This is a genomic window from Corallococcus sicarius, assembly GCF_003611735.1.
GTDB lineage: Bacteria > Myxococcota > Myxococcia > Myxococcales > Myxococcaceae > Corallococcus > Corallococcus sicarius.
This window is the reverse complement of record NZ_RAWG01000210.1, coordinates 1-16,830: the sequence shown is the minus strand read 5'-3', so window position 1 is coordinate 16,830 and position 16,830 is coordinate 1. Positions and strand designations below refer to the sequence as shown.

Annotated in this window: 15 protein-coding genes; 14 read left to right on the top strand and 1 reads right to left on the bottom strand. The window is 69.6% G+C overall.

The features are described from left to right. The 5 genes from D7X12_RS27540 to D7X12_RS27520 all read left to right on the top strand — a co-directional run. On the top strand, positions 1-625 hold a 625-nt coding region (locus D7X12_RS27540), incomplete at its 5' end, for a DNA-processing protein DprA (RefSeq protein ID WP_208719311.1). A gap of 23 nt (positions 626-648) precedes the next feature. After that, positions 649-3,291, top strand: a complete 2,643-nt coding sequence (gene topA, locus D7X12_RS27535) for a type I DNA topoisomerase (RefSeq protein WP_369333659.1) — start codon at positions 649-651, stop codon at positions 3,289-3,291. 163 nt (positions 3,292-3,454) lie between these two features. Continuing rightward, positions 3,455-4,207, top strand: coding sequence for a MotA/TolQ/ExbB proton channel family protein (locus tag D7X12_RS27530; protein WP_120628243.1), 753 nt, complete (start codon positions 3,455-3,457; stop codon positions 4,205-4,207). Between the two features lie 28 nt (positions 4,208-4,235). Further along, the gene (locus D7X12_RS27525) at positions 4,236-4,763 is read left to right on the top strand and encodes an ExbD/TolR family protein (RefSeq protein ID WP_120628242.1); all 528 of its coding nucleotides are present in this window, start codon (positions 4,236-4,238) and stop codon (positions 4,761-4,763) included. Positions 4,764-4,765: 2 nt separating this feature from the next. Beyond that, on the top strand, positions 4,766-5,347 hold the full coding sequence (locus tag D7X12_RS27520; RefSeq protein ID WP_120628241.1) for an ExbD/TolR family protein: 582 nt from the start codon (positions 4,766-4,768) through the stop codon (positions 5,345-5,347). Positions 5,348-5,417: 70 nt separating this feature from the next. Here the strand turns inward: D7X12_RS27520 and D7X12_RS27515 are convergent, their stop codons facing one another. After that, positions 5,418-5,810 (bottom strand): TraR/DksA family transcriptional regulator, encoded by a 393-nt coding sequence (locus D7X12_RS27515; protein ID WP_120628240.1) that lies wholly within the window; start codon positions 5,808-5,810, stop codon positions 5,418-5,420. A gap of 319 nt (positions 5,811-6,129) precedes the next feature. On the opposite strand from D7X12_RS27515, the gene trmFO reads away from it, so the two are divergent. The 9 genes from trmFO to D7X12_RS27470 all read left to right on the top strand — a co-directional run. Then, positions 6,130-7,515: a methylenetetrahydrofolate--tRNA-(uracil(54)-C(5))-methyltransferase (FADH(2)-oxidizing) TrmFO gene (gene trmFO, locus D7X12_RS27510; RefSeq protein ID WP_120628239.1), complete on the top strand. Its 1,386-nt coding sequence runs from the start codon at positions 6,130-6,132 to the stop codon at positions 7,513-7,515. Continuing rightward, complete coding sequence (locus D7X12_RS27505; protein ID WP_120628238.1) at positions 7,512-9,134, top strand: gliding motility protein; 1,623 nt, start codon at positions 7,512-7,514, stop codon at positions 9,132-9,134. Before trmFO ends, D7X12_RS27505 begins: the two co-directional genes overlap by 4 nt. A gap of 104 nt (positions 9,135-9,238) precedes the next feature. Beyond that, positions 9,239-11,527: a kinesin gene (locus tag D7X12_RS27500; protein WP_244224810.1), complete on the top strand. Its 2,289-nt coding sequence runs from the start codon at positions 9,239-9,241 to the stop codon at positions 11,525-11,527. 62 nt (positions 11,528-11,589) lie between these two features. Beyond that, positions 11,590-12,492, top strand: a complete 903-nt coding sequence (locus tag D7X12_RS27495; protein WP_120628237.1) for a tyrosine recombinase XerC — start codon at positions 11,590-11,592, stop codon at positions 12,490-12,492. A 24-nt stretch (positions 12,493-12,516) separates the two neighbouring features. After that, a complete protein-coding gene (locus tag D7X12_RS27490; protein ID WP_244224809.1) occupies positions 12,517-12,906 on the top strand; it encodes a DUF1801 domain-containing protein in 390 nt (129 codons plus the stop codon). 80 nt (positions 12,907-12,986) lie between these two features. Continuing rightward, positions 12,987-13,514, top strand: coding sequence for an ATP-dependent protease subunit HslV (gene hslV, locus D7X12_RS27485; protein ID WP_120628236.1), 528 nt, complete (start codon positions 12,987-12,989; stop codon positions 13,512-13,514). 12 nt (positions 13,515-13,526) lie between these two features. Then, positions 13,527-14,924: an ATP-dependent protease ATPase subunit HslU gene (gene hslU, locus D7X12_RS27480; protein ID WP_120628235.1), complete on the top strand. Its 1,398-nt coding sequence runs from the start codon at positions 13,527-13,529 to the stop codon at positions 14,922-14,924. A gap of 57 nt (positions 14,925-14,981) precedes the next feature. Continuing rightward, positions 14,982-16,208, top strand: a complete 1,227-nt coding sequence (locus D7X12_RS27475; RefSeq protein ID WP_208719309.1) for an acetylornithine transaminase — start codon at positions 14,982-14,984, stop codon at positions 16,206-16,208. A 65-nt stretch (positions 16,209-16,273) separates the two neighbouring features. Next, the coding region (locus D7X12_RS27470; RefSeq protein WP_147443824.1) for a J domain-containing protein at positions 16,274-16,830 on the top strand (557 nt) is incomplete at its 3' end.

Here is a 16,830-nt window from a genome sequence, read left to right as displayed (position 1 = left end):
CCACTGGGGGGCGCTGGATGCGGGTGGGGAGACGTGGGCCTTCCTGGGGTCGGCGTTGGACCAGTTGGATCCGGCCCAGGCCCGTCTGCTGCCCCACTTCCTGGAGCGGGGCGGGGTGTTCTTCAGCGAGCTGCCGCCAGGGGTCCGGGCGAGCACGACGACCTTCCCCCGGCGCAACCGACTCATCGCTGGTGCGTCGGATGCGGTGCTGGTGATGCGGGCCGGGCTGGAGTCCGGAAGCCTGTACACGGCGGACGCGGCCCGGGCGCAGGGCCGTCCGGTGTTCGCGCTGCCCGGGGACGTCTGGCAGCCGGCGGCGGCGGGTTGCAATGCCCTGCTGGCGGACGGGCGGGCCCGGGCCTGTACGTCCGCTGAAGCGATCTGCGCGACGGTGGGCGTTCATCCCGGCCGGGCGGTGCCCGCGGGGCGTGAAGGAGGTTGGTGGGAGGCGCTGTCGGTGGAAGCGCGCGGGGCTTATGGGCTGTTGGACAGGGTTCCCCGGTCTTTTGACGAGGTGCTCGCCGGCAGCCCGCTGTCCCCCGCCGCGCTCACGAGCGCCCTGGTGGAGTTGGAATTGTCGGGGCTGGTGGTCCAGCACCCGGGTAAACGGTACGAGAAGGTTTGAAGGCAGTCCGAGGTAGGAGAGCCATGGCCACGCGGAAGAAGACACAGGCGGCGCAGACGGAAGCGGCGGAGGAGACGCCCAAGAAGGCGGCCTCCAAGAAGCCAGCGGCCAAGAAGGCGCCCGCCAAGAAGAAGACGGCGGCGAAGAAGGCCACGGCCAAGAAGAAGACGGCGGCCCGTCGCCGTGGCGCGGACGGTGAGGACCTTCCCACCGTGGACGCGGACGCGGAGGACGCCGAGGAAGAAGTCCCCGAGCGCCGGGGCAAGGGCCCGCACTACCTGGTGGTGGTGGAGTCGCCTGCCAAGGCGAAGACGATCAAGAAGTACCTGGGCTCTGGCTACACGGTGAAGGCCTCCGTGGGGCACGTGAAGGATCTGCCCAAGAGCAAGATTGGCGTCGACGTGGAGGACGACTTCAAGCCCGAGTACACGGTCATCAAGGGCAAGGAGAAGGTCCTCAACGAGCTGAAGAAGACGGCCAAGACGGTGGACCGCGTGTTCCTCGCGACGGACCCCGACCGCGAGGGCGAGGCCATCGCCTGGCACATCAAGGAGGAGCTGGCCCACCCGGACTCCCTCCGGGTGACCTTCAACGAGATCACCAAGAAGGCGGTGCAGGAAGCCATCGCCAATCCGCGCCAGCTCAACCAGGACAACTACGACTCGCAGCAGACCCGGCGCATCCTGGACCGGCTCGTCGGCTATCAAATCTCGCCGCTGCTCTGGAAGAAGATCCGCCGGGGCCTGTCCGCCGGCCGCGTGCAGTCCGTGGCGGTGCGCCTCATCGTGGAGCGCGAGGCGGAGATCAAGGCCTTCACGCCCGAGGAGTACTGGACGCTGGACGCGCTGGTGCAGGGCCCGCAGGGGCCGCCGCCCTTCAAGGCGAAGCTGTCCCGCGTGGACGGCAAGAAGGTGGAGCTGAAGGACCGCGCCACCACGGACGGGCTCGTCGCGGAGCTGAAGGACGCGCCCTTCACGGTGACCAAGGTGGACCGCAAGGAGCGCCGCCGCAACGCGCCCGCGCCCTTCATCACCTCCAAGCTCCAGCAGGAGGCGGCGAACCGGCTGCACTTCACCGCCAAGAAGACGATGACGCTGGCGCAGAAGCTGTACGAAGGCGTGCCGCTGGGTGAAGAGGGCCAGACGGCGCTCATCACGTACATGCGTACGGACTCCACGCGTCTGTCGGACGACGCCGTGACGCAGGTGCGTGAGTTCATCGGGCAGAAGTACGGCGCGGACTACCTGCCGCCGGAGCCCATGGTCTACAAGAGCCGCAAGAGCGCCCAGGACGCGCACGAGGCCATCCGGCCCACGTCGCTGGAGTACCCGCCCGAGCGCGTGCGTCCCTTCTTCGACGCGATGGACGAGTCGGACATGTTCCGGCTGTACGAGCTCATCTGGAACCGCTTCGTCGCGTGCCAGATGAAGCCCGCCGTGTACGACCAGACGGCCGCGGACATCACCGCGGGCCGCGCCACCTTCCGCGCGTCCGGCAGCACCCTGAAGTTCCCCGGCTACCTGGGCGTCTACGGCGCCGGCCTCACGCCGGAAGAGGAGTCCGAGCGCGACAAGGCCAAGGCCGCCGGTGAAGAGGGCGCCGAGGACGTGGTGGGAGAATTGCCGCCCCTCAATGAGGGCGAGGTCCTGGCCCTGCACAAGCTGCTCAACGAGCAGCACTTCACCCAGCCGCCCCCGCGCTTCAGCGAGGCCACGCTGGTGAAGGAGCTGGAAGAGCGCGGCATCGGGCGTCCGTCCACGTACGCGGCCATCCTCTCCAACATCCAGGACAAGAAGTACGTGGAGAAGCTGGAGAGCCGCTTCCGTCCCACGGACCTGGGGCAGATGACCAACGAGCTGCTGGTGAAGCACTTCCCCCATGAGCTGGACGTGACGTTCACGGCCAGCATGGAGGAGAAGCTCGACCAGATCTCCGAAGGCGGCGCGAGCTGGAAGACGGTGCTCCACGACTTCTACGGCCCCTTCAAGGAGACCCTGGAGAAGGCCGAAGCGGAGATGCGCGACGTCAAGCGCGAGGAGATCAAGACCGACATCGCGTGCGAGAAGTGCGGCAACCCGTTCGTCATCAAGTTCGGGAAGATGGGCCACTTCCTCGCCTGCTCGAACTACCCCGACTGCAAGAACACCAAGGACTTCAAGCGGGACGCGGAAGGGAAGATCGTCATCGTGGAGGAGGAGACCACGGACGAGAAGTGCGAGAAGTGCGCCAAGCCCATGGTGATCAAGCGCGGCCGGTTCGGACGCTTCATGGCGTGCTCGGGCTACCCGGACTGCAAGACGTCCAAGCCCATCTCCATCGGCGTGTCGTGCCCGGAGTGCAAGGTGGGCTACCTCACCGAGCGTCGCAGCGGTCGCGGGAAGATCTTCTTCGGCTGCAACCGCTACCCGGAGTGCAAGTTCGCCGCGTGGGACCGGCCACTCGCGGAGGCGTGCCCGCAGTGCGCGTCGCCCTACCTGCTGCAGAAGTACTCCAAGCGGGACGGCGCCTACATCGCCTGCCCGAACAAGGAATGCGACTACCGCCGCGAGGTGGTGGAGCAGGGCCTGCCCGGCGCACCCGCGGAGGGCGCTGCCGGGGCTCCCCCGGAGGCGCTCGCTGGAGCGACCGGGGCAGCGGCCGCTCCCCCGGCTCCTTCGGTGAGCTGAGCCGAAAGCCCAGTCATTCCAGGGGGCTGGGTGGACCCCCCTGGCTTGACACCCTCGGCGGCGAAGCCCTACAAGTCCGGATTGCTCCCGGCCCGTGATCGCAAGCCCCCTGCCCGTTCCGGCAGGGGTGCGCGCGGGGGGCAGCGAAAGGACGCAATCCGCGATGAGTCTCCCCGTGAACGAGTTGCTGAGCATGGTCGTGGCCGAGGCCGGTCCCGCCGCGGGCCATGCTTCCTCTGGAGGCCTGGGGGACTTCATCGTCGGCGCCTTCAAGGCCGGCGGTCCGTTCATGTTCGTGAACCTGTTCTGGCTGGCCGCCTCGCTGGCCGTCGTCGGCGAGCGCGCGGTGACGCTGCTGTACCGCTACCGGCTCAACGCGGCCTCGTTCATCGAACAGGTCCACAAGCTGGTGCGCAGCGGCAACCTGGACCGCGCGGTGAAGTTCTGCGGCATGGCGCCGCGTTCGCCGCTGGCCCGCGTCATCCGCGCGGGGCTCATCAACGCGAACCGCGGTGAGCTGGAAGTGGCCAAGGCCGTGGAGGAGGCGCTGGCGGAGTACACGCCGCACGTGTCCCGCCGGGTGCAGTGGCTGTGGTCGCTCGCGAACATCGCGACGCTGGTGGGCCTGGTCGGCACCATCGTGGGCCTCATCGGCACCTTCCGCGCGCTGGGCAACGTGCCGGCGGAGCAGAAGCAGGCGCTGCTCTCCAACGGCATCTCGGAGGCCATGTACAACACGGGCTTCGGCCTCTCCATCGCGGTCATCTGCATCGTCGCGCACCTGTTCTTCAACACGTACGCGAAGAACATGGTGGAGATGGTGGAGTTGAACGCGCTGAAGCTGGAGAACCTGCTGTCGCGGCGCGGCTCGCTGGAAGTGGTTCCGGCGGACTCCGACGTCCGGGCGGCCTCGTAGTCGTCCTCGCCGGCCTCCGGACACGCGAATGGCGTTCTACTACTCCCGCCGCAAGCTGAAGCCGAGGGAAGAGGAAGAGGGGGGCGAGCTGAACATCGTCCCGTACCTCGACATCCTCATGAACCTCATCATCTTCATGCTGCTGTCGATTACCGGCCTCACGGCCTTTGGCGCGCTCAACGTGAACGCGCCCGCGTACGGCGGGGCCTCCGCCAGCGCGGGCCCGGCGGACGCGGACGTGCCCAAGCTGGCGCTGTCGGTGCTCATCTCCCAGAAGGGGCTCTACGTCCGGAGCAACAGCGACGAGGCCCAGGCCCTGGAGGGCGGCGCTCCCACCGTGCCGGTGCGCGCGGATGGCACCCATGACTACGCGGCGCTCAACGCGCGCATGGTGACGCTCAAGGCGAAGTACCCGCAGGAGACGAAGGTCATCGTCGCGGCGGATCCGGACATCCCCTACGACGCGCTCATCCAGACGATGGATGCCCTGCGCGAGACGCCGGGCCCCACCGAGCGCAAGCTGCTGTTCCCCGACGTCACCCTGGGCACCCTGTAGCCATGTCCGAGTCCGAACCCGCGCCCCCGACCGCCGCCGAAGCCGAGCAGCTCGCGCGCATGCGCTACCGCCGGGCCCTCACGCGCAAGAAGCGCAAGGAGCGCGAGGCCGCCACGGAGGTGAAGGAACTCAACATCACCGCGATGATGGACATGATGACCATCATCCTGGTGTTCCTCCTGAAATCCTTCGCGTCGTCCTCCGCGGCCATCACCGCGTCCGAGGACGTCCGTCCGCCGGTGTCCTCCACGCGCGCGACGCCGAAGGACACGGTGGCCATCACCATCACCCCCAAGAACATCCTCGTGGGCGACCGCGAGGTGGTGCGCCTGAAGGATGGCCGCATCCCGCCCGCGCAGCTCCAGGGGCGGCTGGTGCTGGGGCTGGATGCGCAGCTGAAGAAGGAAGTGGACAAGCTCAAGTACATCGCCAAGCACAACCCGGCGGCGCCGTTCAGCCACGAGCTGTCCGTCATCGCGGACAAGATGGTGCCGTACGACCTGCTCATCACCGTGCTCTACACGGCGGGCCAGAACGAGCTGGAGAACTACCGCTTCATCGTGCTCCAGCGCGACGCGGAGTAGGCACCGCGACGCCAGGACGCACGACTCCCCCGCGCGGGATGGACGCACGGGGGAGCGCCTGGTGGTTTCGCTAGAGGGACAGGCTGCCCACGTGCCGTGCGGCGTCCCGCGTCTCCTGCTCGTGGAGGGCGGCGTCCTCCTCGCAGCGGATGGCGAAGGGCATGGCCTCCAGCCGGTCCATGGAGATTTCATTGCCGCAGTCCACGCACTCGCCGAACACGTCCGTCTCCATGCGGCGCAGCGCGGCGTCAATGAGCATGATCTCCCGGCGCTGGGCTTCAATCAGCGTGGAGAGCGTGTAGTCCGCCAGCTCCGCCTGGGCCTGCTCCTCGTATTCGGGATCGCGTTCCTGATCCTTCAGCGCGGCCAGCTCGCGGCGAGCGCCCGCCTGGGCGTCCTCGGTCGTCTTGCGGCGCTTCTGGAGAAGCTCTCGGATCGTCAGCAGGTCACTGGCTCGGCTCATGGCGGCGTCACTCCCATCCCGGTTCAAAGTTGAACGGCGCTCGCATCCTGGAAAGGTGTGGCGTCCCGGAGCGAAGACCGCGAGAAACCTAGGGTTGGATCCCAGGTGGGGAAACCTCGCCTGCCGTCTGCGCACGTCTGATGGGACGCAGGGCAGGCGGGCAGCCGTGGCCTGCGGGGAAGCCCCCTGGAAACGAAAAGAAGACGCGGGGTTGACGGGCTGCTTTCGCGGCTGGGAAAGGGCGCGGCCTTCCTGCTAACAGGGGCGCGGTGGTCGCCCTGGCACCGGGGCCCCGGAAGTACCGGGCTTGGGAGGTTGCATGTCGGACGTGAAGCAGCGGGTGACGGTGATTGGCGGGGGGCTGGCGGGGACCGAGTGCGCGTACCAGCTCGCGCGGCGCGGCGTGCCGGTGGTGCTGCGGGAGATGAAGCCGCACAAGCGGTCGCCGGCGCACAAGTCGGACGCGCTCGCGGAGCTGGTGTGCAGCAACTCGCTGCGCTCGGACAACCCGGAGAGCGCCATTGGCCTGCTGCACGCGGAGCTGCGCGCGCTGGGCTCGCTGGTGCTCTCCAGCGCGGACCTGCACCGCGTGCCCGCGGGCGACGCGCTGGCGGTGGAGCGCGAGGGCTTCTCCCGCGAAATCACCACCCGGCTCCAGTCGGGCGCGGGCGTGGAGGTGGTGGCGGGCGAGGTGGAGCGCCTGCCGGAGGACGGCGTGGTGGTGGTGGCGACGGGGCCGCTGACGTCGGACGCGCTCACGGCGGAGCTGGAGCGCCACGTGGGCACGAAGCTCTACTTCTACGACTCCATCGCGCCCATCCTGTCCGGGGACTCCATCGACATGGACGTGGCGTTCCGCCAGAGCCGCTACGGCAAGGGCGGCGGGGACGACTACCTCAACCTGCCGATGAACCGGGACGAGTACTACCGCTTCGTGAACGAGGTGAAGGCCGGCCAGAAGCTGGTGCCGCACAGCTTCGAGGAACCGAAGTACTTCGAAGGGTGTCTGCCCATTGAAGTGATGGCGGAGCGCGGAGACGACACGCTGGCCTTCGGGCCGCTCAAGCCGGTGGGCCTGAAGGATCCGCGCACGGGGAAGGACCCCTACGCGGTGGTGCAGCTGCGCATGGAGGACAAGGCGGGCACGGCCTGGAACATGGTGGGCTTCCAGACGCGCCTGACCTGGGGCGAGCAGAAGCGCATCTTCATGTCCTGCATCCCGGGCCTCCAGAACGCGGAGTTCCTGCGGATGGGGCAGATCCACCGCAACACGTTCATCGACTCGCCGCGCCTGCTGGCGGAGGACCTGTCGCTCAAGACGGAGCGGCGGGTGTTCTTCGCGGGGCAGGTGACGGGCGTGGAGGGCTACGTGGAGAGCGCGGCGTGCGGCTACCTGGTGGCGCTGGCGGTGCACGCGCGCCTCACGGGGACGGCGTTCATGCCCCCTCCGGCGACGACGGCGCTGGGTTCGCTGTACCGGCACGTGACGGGAGAGGCGCACCCGCCGGATCACCCGCACCAGCCCACCAATGTCATCTACGGCCTGTTCCCGCCCGTGTCGGGGCGGATGAAGAAGGCGGACAAGCGCGCGGCCTACTCGGCGCGGGCGAAGCAGGACCTGGCGGCGTGGCTGCCACACGCGGGCGTGCAGGTGACGGACGCCCCGCAAGCGACGGACCCGACGGAAGAACAGAGGAGCGCATGAAGCGACCTGGGATGGTGGGCCTGTTGGCCCTGCTGGCGGTGCTGGGATGCAAGAAGGGCGAGGACGGAGCCGCGGCGCCGTCCCAGCGCAGCGCCGCGAAGGACGACACGGTCCGCAGCGCGGCGAAGGGCAAGGCGGTGGTGGGCGGGCAGGGGCAGTTGCTCGCGGCGGGCCGCGCGGCGGACCTGCGCCTGTCTCCGGACGGGCAGTTCGCCACGTACCTGCTCAACGGCCAGAAGCCCCGGCTGGACGGCATCCCGCCGCAGATGCTGGTGGGCTCGCTGTCCGTCGTTCCAGTGGCGGGCGGCAAGCCGCGTGAACTGGGCGACGGCGTGACGAACGTGCCGGGCAGCCTGCTGTTCTCCTCGGACTCCCGGCACCTCTTGTACGTGACGGGCTACAACCCGGCCTCGCAGTCGGGAGAGCTGCACGTGCTGGCGCTGGCGGACGCGGCGGCGGAGCCGGCGAAGCTGGGCACGGCGGTGAGCTACTTCCTGCCCAGCCCGGACGGCGCCCACGTGGCCTTCGTCGACGGCGGCGTGCTGAAGCTGGGCCCGCTGCCGGCAGGTCCGTTCCAGGACGTGGCGGCGGAGGTGAGCACCGTGCAGTTCACGCCGGACGGCAAGACGCTGCTCTTCAAGCGCCGGCTGTCGGCCGCGGGCGGGCTGGCGGCGGTGACGGTGGGCTCCAACGAGCCGCCGAGGAAGCTGGCGGATCAGGTGGGCGACTACCAGGTGTCGTCGGACGGCAAGCGCGTGGCCTACGAGGTGCGCAGCGAGGCCGTGCGCGGGATGTATGACCTGTACCTCGCGGAGGTGCCGGCGCTGAAGGGCCAGCGGATCGCCGTGGGCACGCGGGTGTTCGGCTTCTCGCCGGATGGCCAGTGGCTGGCGCGCACGGAGAACGGCAAGCCGGAGCTGTTGGGCGACCTGTACGTGGGGCCTGCCTCCGGGGGGCCGGGGCGCAAGGTGGGCGAGCAGGTGGAGGAGATGGCGTTCGCGCCGGACTCGAAGGCGGTGGGCTTCCTGGAGAAGTACGACCAGCCGTCGCGCGCGGGAGCGATGAGCGTGGCGACGCTGCCGGACGGCGCGCCCAAGCGCGTGGGGGACCGGGTGCCCAACTTCGTGTGGGGTTCGGACAGCCGCTACGTGGCGTTCCTCTCCCGCTTCGTGAGGCCGGTGTTCTCCGTGGACCTGATGCTCTACGCGCTCGGGCAGGAGAAGGCGGAGAAGGTGCAGCCGGGCGTGTTTGGCTACGGCTTCACGCCGAACAACAGCGCGGTGGTGTTCCGCACCAACTGCATCCGCAACGGCCGCGCGTGCGACTTCAAGGCGGTGGAGCTGCAGGAGCGGCAGGCCGAGCCGAAGACGTGGCTGCAGGGCATCTTCAGCTACAAGTTCTCCAACGACGGGGCCCGCATGCTGACGACCTACGCACGCATGGACTCCGACACCTACGACGTGGCCATCTACGACGTGAAGTCGGGCGCGCGGAAGACGCTCGACCAGGGCGTGCAGGTGCCGGCCTACTTCGCGGGCAAGGATGACGCGCGCGCCGTCTACATCATCGGCCAGGGGCAGAACCCCGGCGTGTACAGCGCCATCGCGTCTCCGCAGTAACGCGTGACCCAGGTGGGAAGGGGCCCTGTGCCCCTTTCCGCCTTCTTTCGCGGATGAGGGGTTGAGGCGTGCACTGGCGCGGCGGGTGTGGTGTCTTCCGCCGAATGCCACAGCTCGTCTATCGCCGTTACGGTGGTTCGCTCCAGGTCGACATCCCCGACTTCAACACGCTCACCGAAGCGGTGCGCATCCCCGCGACGCAGTGGATGGCGCTCGCGTGTCCGCTGGAGGGCATCGCGTGTGATCCGCACTTCCTCGCGCTGATGGACGGGGACGGCAACAACCGCATCCGCGTGGAGGAGCTGCGCGGCGCGGTGGACTGGACGGCGGCGCGGCTGGCGGACCGCAAGGGGGCGGACGCGGGCAGCGACGTGCTGGAGCTCGCCGCGCTCTCTCCCACTGCCAGCAAGTTGCAGGGCGCGGCGGAGCTGGTGCTGCGCACGCTCCAGGCGACGGACACCACGCGCCTGTCGCTGGAGCAGCTGCGGACGAGCGACAAGGCCCTTCGCGACGCGGGCAAGAACGGGGACGGCATCATCGCGCCCACGTCGCTGCCGGACCGGCTGCGGCCCCTGGCGCAGGCCATCATCACGGCCTTCCCGGCGGTGACGAACCGCGCGGGCCTGGTGGGCGTGGACGTGGCGCTGGTGCAGCGCTTCCGCGCGGAGCGGACCGCGCTGCTCGAGCACCTGGCCGGACGCGACGCGGTCTTCACCTGGGGCGCGACGAGCCTGGAGCAGGCGAAGCGCGTCCACGAGGTCGCGCCGCTGCTGGACGGCTACTTCATGCAGTGCCGGCTGGTGGCCGCGCAGCCGGAGGCCGCCGCCAGCCTGCGCCTGCGCGCGGAGCGGGTGGAGGGGGCGCTCGGGGACCTGGGCGCGATGGGGAAGGCCGCGGGCGACCTGCCCATCGCGCCGCCGGATCCGTCGGGCGTGCTCGTGTGGGCGAAGCTGTACCGCGGCCCGGGCTACGAGCGGCTGGAGGCCTTCCACCAGGAGGTGGCGACGCCGCTGCTGGGAGACGGGGTGAAGCTGACGGATACGGCTTGGCGGGAGCTGTCCGCGAAGGCGGAGGCCATCCTCGGCTGGCAGGCGAAGCGGGACACCAGCGCGCTGGCCGCGGTGTCGGACACGCTGGCCACGGTGTCGGACGAGGAGCTGGACGCGCTGGAGGCCGCGAGCCGCGAGGACCTGTCGCTCAAGGGCACGCTGGACGTCATCGCGGAGCTGGAGCGGCTGGTGCTGTACCAGCGCTGGCTGCTGTTGTTCTCCAACAACTTCATCAGCATGCCCAGCCTCTACCTGCCCCGGATGCGGGCGCTGATGGAGAAGGGCACGCTCATCCTGGGCGGGCGCAAGTACACGCTGTCGGTGCTGGTGACGGATCGCGCGTCACACTCCGCGCTGACGGGGCAGGGCACCACCTGCATCCTCTACGTGAAGGTGATGCCCAAGGACGGCGCTGACGGCTACGAGGTGGCGGTGCCCGTCACCTCCGGCCGCAGCACGGACCTCGTCGTGGGCAAGCGCGGCGTGTTCTACGACGTGGACGGCAAGGAGCACGACGCCATCGTCACGCAGGTCATCCGCCAGCCGGTGTCGCTCTGGGAAGCGATGACGATGCCTTTCATGCGCATCGGGTCGTTCATCACGAGCAAGGTGGAGGGATTGGCGGCGTCCGGGGACAAGGACTTCAACGCCTCGCTGGAGGCCGGCTACAAGCAGACGGTGACGGCTCCGCCGCCCACCGCGACGCCTGCCGCGGCCCCCGCGGCGGCTCCCGCGGCAGCGCCTGCGGGAGTGGGCATCGCGGGAGTGCTCGCGGCGGGAGGCATCGCGTTCGCGGCGGTGGGCTCCGCGCTGGCGTTCATCCTCACGCAGGTGAAGTCGCTGACGCTGGTGGACGTCATCACCGCGGCGACCATCCTGGCCATCGTGGTGATGGCGCCCGCGGGGCTGCTCGGGTGGATGAAGCTGCGGCGGCGCAACCTGGCGCTGCTCCTGGAGGGCTCCGGCTGGGCGCTCAACGACCGGCTCATCCTCACCCCGGGCGTGGCGCGGTTGATCACCCGGCGGCCGAAGCTGCCCAAGGGCTCGCGCGTGGACCGCATGGACCTGGTGCGGGGCGCGCTGCGCCACGCGGAGGACGACGACGAAGCCGAGAGCATGTCGCCGTGGGCCCGGCTGGGCCTCACGCTGCTCATCCTGTTCGTCCTGGGATGGCAGGTGCGCACGCAAGTCACGGAGTGGCTGTGCACGTACCACTGGCTGTCCGACGACAGCTGCCGGATGCTCCTGCCGAAGCTGGTGCCGACGGCGCTGCCGGGGGCGCTGGACACCGGGGCCACGGGGGCCGCCACTCCGGCGGCTCCGGCTCCCGTGCCCGCGAAGTAGGGCGCGCTCGCGGGCCGACGTGAATCTTGCGAGGATCGGGGAGGCCCCTAGGCTCCCCGACCATGTCGACCCTGTCCCCGCTCCTGGAGAAGTTCCGCGCCCACCTGGAAGAGGAGAAGGACGCGTCACCGCACACGGTGCGCAACTACCTCATCGACCTGGTGGACTATGAGCGCTACCTCGTGGAGCGGATGAAGCTGTCGCTGCTGGCGGGCACGCACGCCGCCATCCGGGGCTACCTGGGGACGCTCAGCGTGGACCACGCGCCCGCGAGCCGGGCGCGGCGGCTGGCGAGCATCAAGTCGTTCTACAAGTACCTCGTGCGGCAGAAGCTGTTGCCGGCGAGCCCCGCCAAGCTGGTGAAGAGCCCCAAGCTGCCGAAGACGCTGCCCAAGGTGCTGCCGGTGGAGGAGGTGTTCGCCATCCTCGACGCGCCGGACCTGGACACGGTGCTGGGGCTTCGCGACAAGGCCATCCTGGAGATGCTCTACGGCGGCGGCCTGCGCATCAGCGAGCTGTGCGGCCTGGACCTCCTGGGCGTGGACCGCGGCAGCCGCATCGTCCGGGTGATGGGCAAGGGCAGCAAGGAGCGCCTCATCCCGCTCAATGCGGGGTCCATCCGCGCGCTGGAGGCCTACCTCGCGCGGCGCGGCGAGCTGCTGGCCACGGTGCACGCGGGCCAGGACCCGGACGCGCTGTTCCTCAACTTCCGCGGCGGCCGGCTGACGCCCCGGAGCATCGCGAGGCACCTGGACGCGTACGTGCTCCAGTGCGCGCTGGCGCGCAAGGTGAGCCCGCACGCGATGCGCCACTCCTTCGCCACGCACCTGCTGGGCGGCGGCGCGGACATCCGCAGCATCCAGGAGCTGCTGGGCCACGCGAGCCTGTCCACCACCCAGAAGTACACCCACGTGACCTTCGAGCAGCTGCAAGAGGTCTACGACGCCGCGCACCCGCGCGCGTGACGTGACGAGAGAAAGCGACAGGGCATGGCGAAGCAGGCTGACGAAGTGGCGCAGTACATGTCGGCGCTCGAACACCCGCTGAAGGCGGAGATCGAAACCGTGCGCGCCGCCATCCTGGCCTCCGACAAGGCCATCACCGAGCGCATCAAGTGGAAGGCGCCCAGCTTCGTCCACGGCGGAGATGACCGGGTGACGTTCCGCCTGGCACCCAAGGGCATCTTCCAGGTCATCTTCCACCGGGGCGCGAAGGTGAAGGACACGGCGGGCTTCGCCTTCGAGGACGACTCGGGGCTCTTGGAGTGGCTCGCGCCGGATCGCGGCGTCGTCACGCTGAAGGACGCGAAGGACGTGAAGGCGAAGAAGGCCGCCCTGGTGAAGCTGGTGGGCCGGTGGATGAAGGCCACCGCCACCTGAGCGCCCCCCAGACGGTGAGGGAGCGGACAGCCGGGCCGTGTTTGCTGGTGGGGCAGGGGCGGGCTTGTTAAACCCTCCCCATGTTCCATGGCACCACCATCCTCTGCGTTCGCCGCGACGGAAAGGTCGTCATCGCCGGCGACGGCCAGGTCAGCCTCGACAAGACCATCATGAAGAACACGGCGCGCAAGGTGCGCCGCATTGGAGAGGGGCAGATCGTCGCCGGGTTCGCCGGCAGCACGTCGGACGCCTTCACCCTCTTCGAGCGCTTCGAGTCCAAGTTCAAGGAGCACCAGAAGAACCTGACCCGCGCCTGCGTGGAGCTGGGGAAGGACTGGCGCACCGACCGCTTCCTGCGCCGCCTGGAGGCGCTGCTCATCGTCGCGGACCGGGAGAAGACGTTCATCCTCTCCGGCGCGGGCGATGTCATCGAACCCGACCACGGCATCGCGGCCGTCGGCAGCGGCGGCTCCTACGCGCTGTCCGCCGCGCGCGCGCTGCAGGCGCACACCCAGCTGTCCGCCCGCGACATCTGCACGCAGGCCATGGCCATCGCCGCGGACATCTGCGTCTACACCAACTCCAACGTCACCTACGAAGAGCTCTGAGAGGACCGCCCCGTGGCCGAAACGCGCAAGTTGTCCGCCTTCACGCCTCGCGAGGTCGTCAGCGAGCTGGATCGCTACATCGTCGGGCAGAACGACGCCAAGCGCGCGGTGGCCATCGCGCTGCGCAACCGGTGGCGCCGCCAGCAGGTCACCGACGACCTTCGCGATGAAATCTATCCGAAGAACATCATCATGATCGGCCCCACCGGCGTGGGGAAGACGGAGATCGCCCGCCGGCTGGCGAAGCTGTCGCAGGCGCCCTTCGTCAAGGTGGAGGCCTCCAAGTTCACCGAGGTCGGCTACGTGGGCCGCGACGTGGAGTCGATGATCCGCGACCTCGTGGAGGCGGCCATCGCGCTCGTGCGCGAGGAGGAGACGGAGAAGGTCAAGCCGCGCGCGGAGGAGCTCGCCGAGGACCGGCTGATGGAGCTCTTGCGCGGGGGCGGCGCGTCCCGCCCGACCGCGTCGCCGCCCTTCGGCTTCTCGCCCCCGCCGCCCAGCCCGCCGTCGCCCCTGGGCGACAGCGAGCGGGAGAAGCTGCGCGCCCAACTGCGCGCCGGCACGCTGGATGATCAGCACGTGGAGGTGGAGACGAGCGAGAGTTCGCCCACGTTCATGCGCAACTTCAGCGGCCAGGGCATGGAGGAGATCGGCGTCAACCTCCAGGACCTGTTCAAGAACATGCCGGGCATGAAGAACACCCGGAAGCGCCGCGTGCGCGTGCCCGAAGCGCTCCAGATCCTCCGCGCGGAGGAGGCCCAGAAGCTGGTGGATCCGGACCGCGTCCAGCGCGAGGCCGTGCTGCGCGCCGAGTCCAGCGGCATCGTCTTCATCGACGAGATCGACAAGATCGCCAGCCGCGAGGGCGGCAAGGGCGGCGGTGGCCCGGACGTTTCGCGCGAAGGCGTCCAGCGCGACATCCTGCCCATCGTGGAGGGCTCCGCCGTCAACACCAAGTACGGTCAGGTGAAGACGGACCACATGCTCTTCATCGCCGCGGGCGCGTTCCACGTCTCCAAGCCCTCGGACCTCATCCCGGAGCTGCAGGGCCGCTTCCCGATTCGAGTCGAACTGGAGGCGCTGTCCGGCGAGGACCTGGTGCGCATCCTGCGCGAGCCGAAGAACTCGCTGCTGCGCCAGTACACCGCGCTGCTCGCGACTGAAGGCGTGCGCCTGTCCTTCACGGACGACGCGGTGTCGGAGCTGGCGCGCATCGCGCAGCAGGCCAATGACCGCACGCAGAACATCGGGGCCCGCCGCCTGCACACCGTGCTGGAGCGCCTGCTGGACGACGTGTCCTTCACCGCCAGCGAAATGGGGCCGCGCGACTTCCAGGTGGATGGCGCCTACGTGCGCGAGCGCCTGTCCGCCATCGTCCAGGACGAGGATCTGTCGCGCTACATCCTCTAGCGCGCTAGCGTCACCGCCCGTCGTCCCCGCGCCACCGGAATCGTGAGGAAGCCCACCTTGTCGCAACCGTCCCCATCCGCCGCCGCCCCTGGTAACGACTCCCTCATCCAGAAGGCGAAGCAGCACCTGCTGCAGAACTACAAGCAGCAGCCCATCGCCCTGGTGCGCGGGCTGGGCACGCGGGTGTGGGACGCGGATGGCAAGGCGTACCTGGACTGCATCGGCGGCATCGCCGTCTGCGCCCTGGGCCACTGCCACCCGGAGATCGTCGCCGCGGCGAAGGCGCAGCTGGACACGCTGTGGCACGTCTCCAACGTCTTCTACTCCCAGCCGCAGATCGACCTGGCCGAGCAGCTGACGGAGTGGGCGGGCCTGCCGCGCGCGTTCTTCTGCAACTCGGGCGCGGAGGCCAACGAGGCGCTCATCAAGCTGACCCGCAAGGTGATGAAGGACCGGGGCACGCCGGAGCGCTTCGAGATCATCTCCTTCGAGAAGAGCTTCCACGGCCGCACGCTGGCCACCGTCACCGCCACCGGCCAGCCGAAGTACCACGCGGGCTTCGAGCCCCTGCCCGCGGGCTTCCAGCACGTGCCCTACGGCGACCTGGAGGCCGTGCGCCGCGCCGTCGGCCCCGCCACCGCCGCCATCCTGGTGGAGCCCATCCAGGGCGAGGGTGGGGTGCGCATGGCACCCGAGGGCTTCCTCGCGGGCCTGCGCGCGCTGTGTGACGAGCGCGGCCTGCTGTTGCTCGTGGACGAGGTCCAGACGGGCATGGGCCGCACCGGCAAGCCCTTCGCCTTCATGCACGACGGCATCCAGCCGGATGCCATCAGCATCGCCAAGGCCCTGGGCAATGGCCTGCCCATGGGCGCCATGCTCTGCCGCGAGGACGTGGCGGCCAGCCTCACGCCGGGCACGCACGGCTCCACGTTCGGCGGCAACCTGGTGTCCGCCGCCGCGGCCAACGTCGTCCTGCGCCTGCTGCGCCAGCCCGGGTTCCTGGCGGACGTGCAGGCCAAGGGCGAGCACTTCCTCGCGGGGGGCCGCGCGCTCCAGGCCGCGCTGCCGCCGGGCCGCGTCAAGGCCGTGCGGGGCAAGGGCCTGCTGATGGGCGTCGAGCTGGACCGCGAGGCCGCGCCCGTCGTCGCGAAGCTGCGGGACGCGGGGCTGCTGGTGAATTCAGCGGGGGAGACGACGGTGAGATTCGCGCCGCCGCTCATCATCACCCGGCAGGAACTGGACGAAGCGCTGGGCATCCTCCAGCGTGTACTGGCCTCTCTCTAGAGGGGCCCGCCAACCCCGGGATGTTTGACGCCCTGCGTCCCGGATACCTACACTCGGGGATTCGCTTGAGCGCGCCCAACCCCATCGTCGGCCTGGGGGGCCGGACCGACCATATCGCCACGGTGCCCCACCTGGACCCGTCCCGCCTCCAGCTCAGTCCCGAGGAGGGCACGGTGCTGGCGCTGGTGGGCCGTGTCGAGCGCATTGACGCGGTGCTGTCCCGCTCCACCCTGGGCGAGGCGCGCACCATCGCCGTGCTGCTGTCCCTGCGCGCCAAGGGCGCCATCGTCCCCGCGCGCGTGGTGGCCCGCACCGCCCCCGCCGCCCCGGTGGTGGACGCCGCCATGTCCGAGGAAGTGGACCTGGAGCCCGAGCAGAAGCGCGAGATCATCGACCTGGAGCGCGCGCTGGACGGGATGGACCACCACGCCGTGCTGGGCGTGCCCCGGGGCGCCACCGCCGCCGAGGTGAAGCAGGCCTATTACAACGCGTCCCGGCGCTTCCACCCGGACCGCTACTTCGGCAAGAACCTGGGCAGCTTCCGCGCCCGGCTGGAGCGCATCTTCAAGCGCCTCACCGACGCCCAGAACGCCCTCAGCCGCGCGGAGCAGCGCCCCCCGAC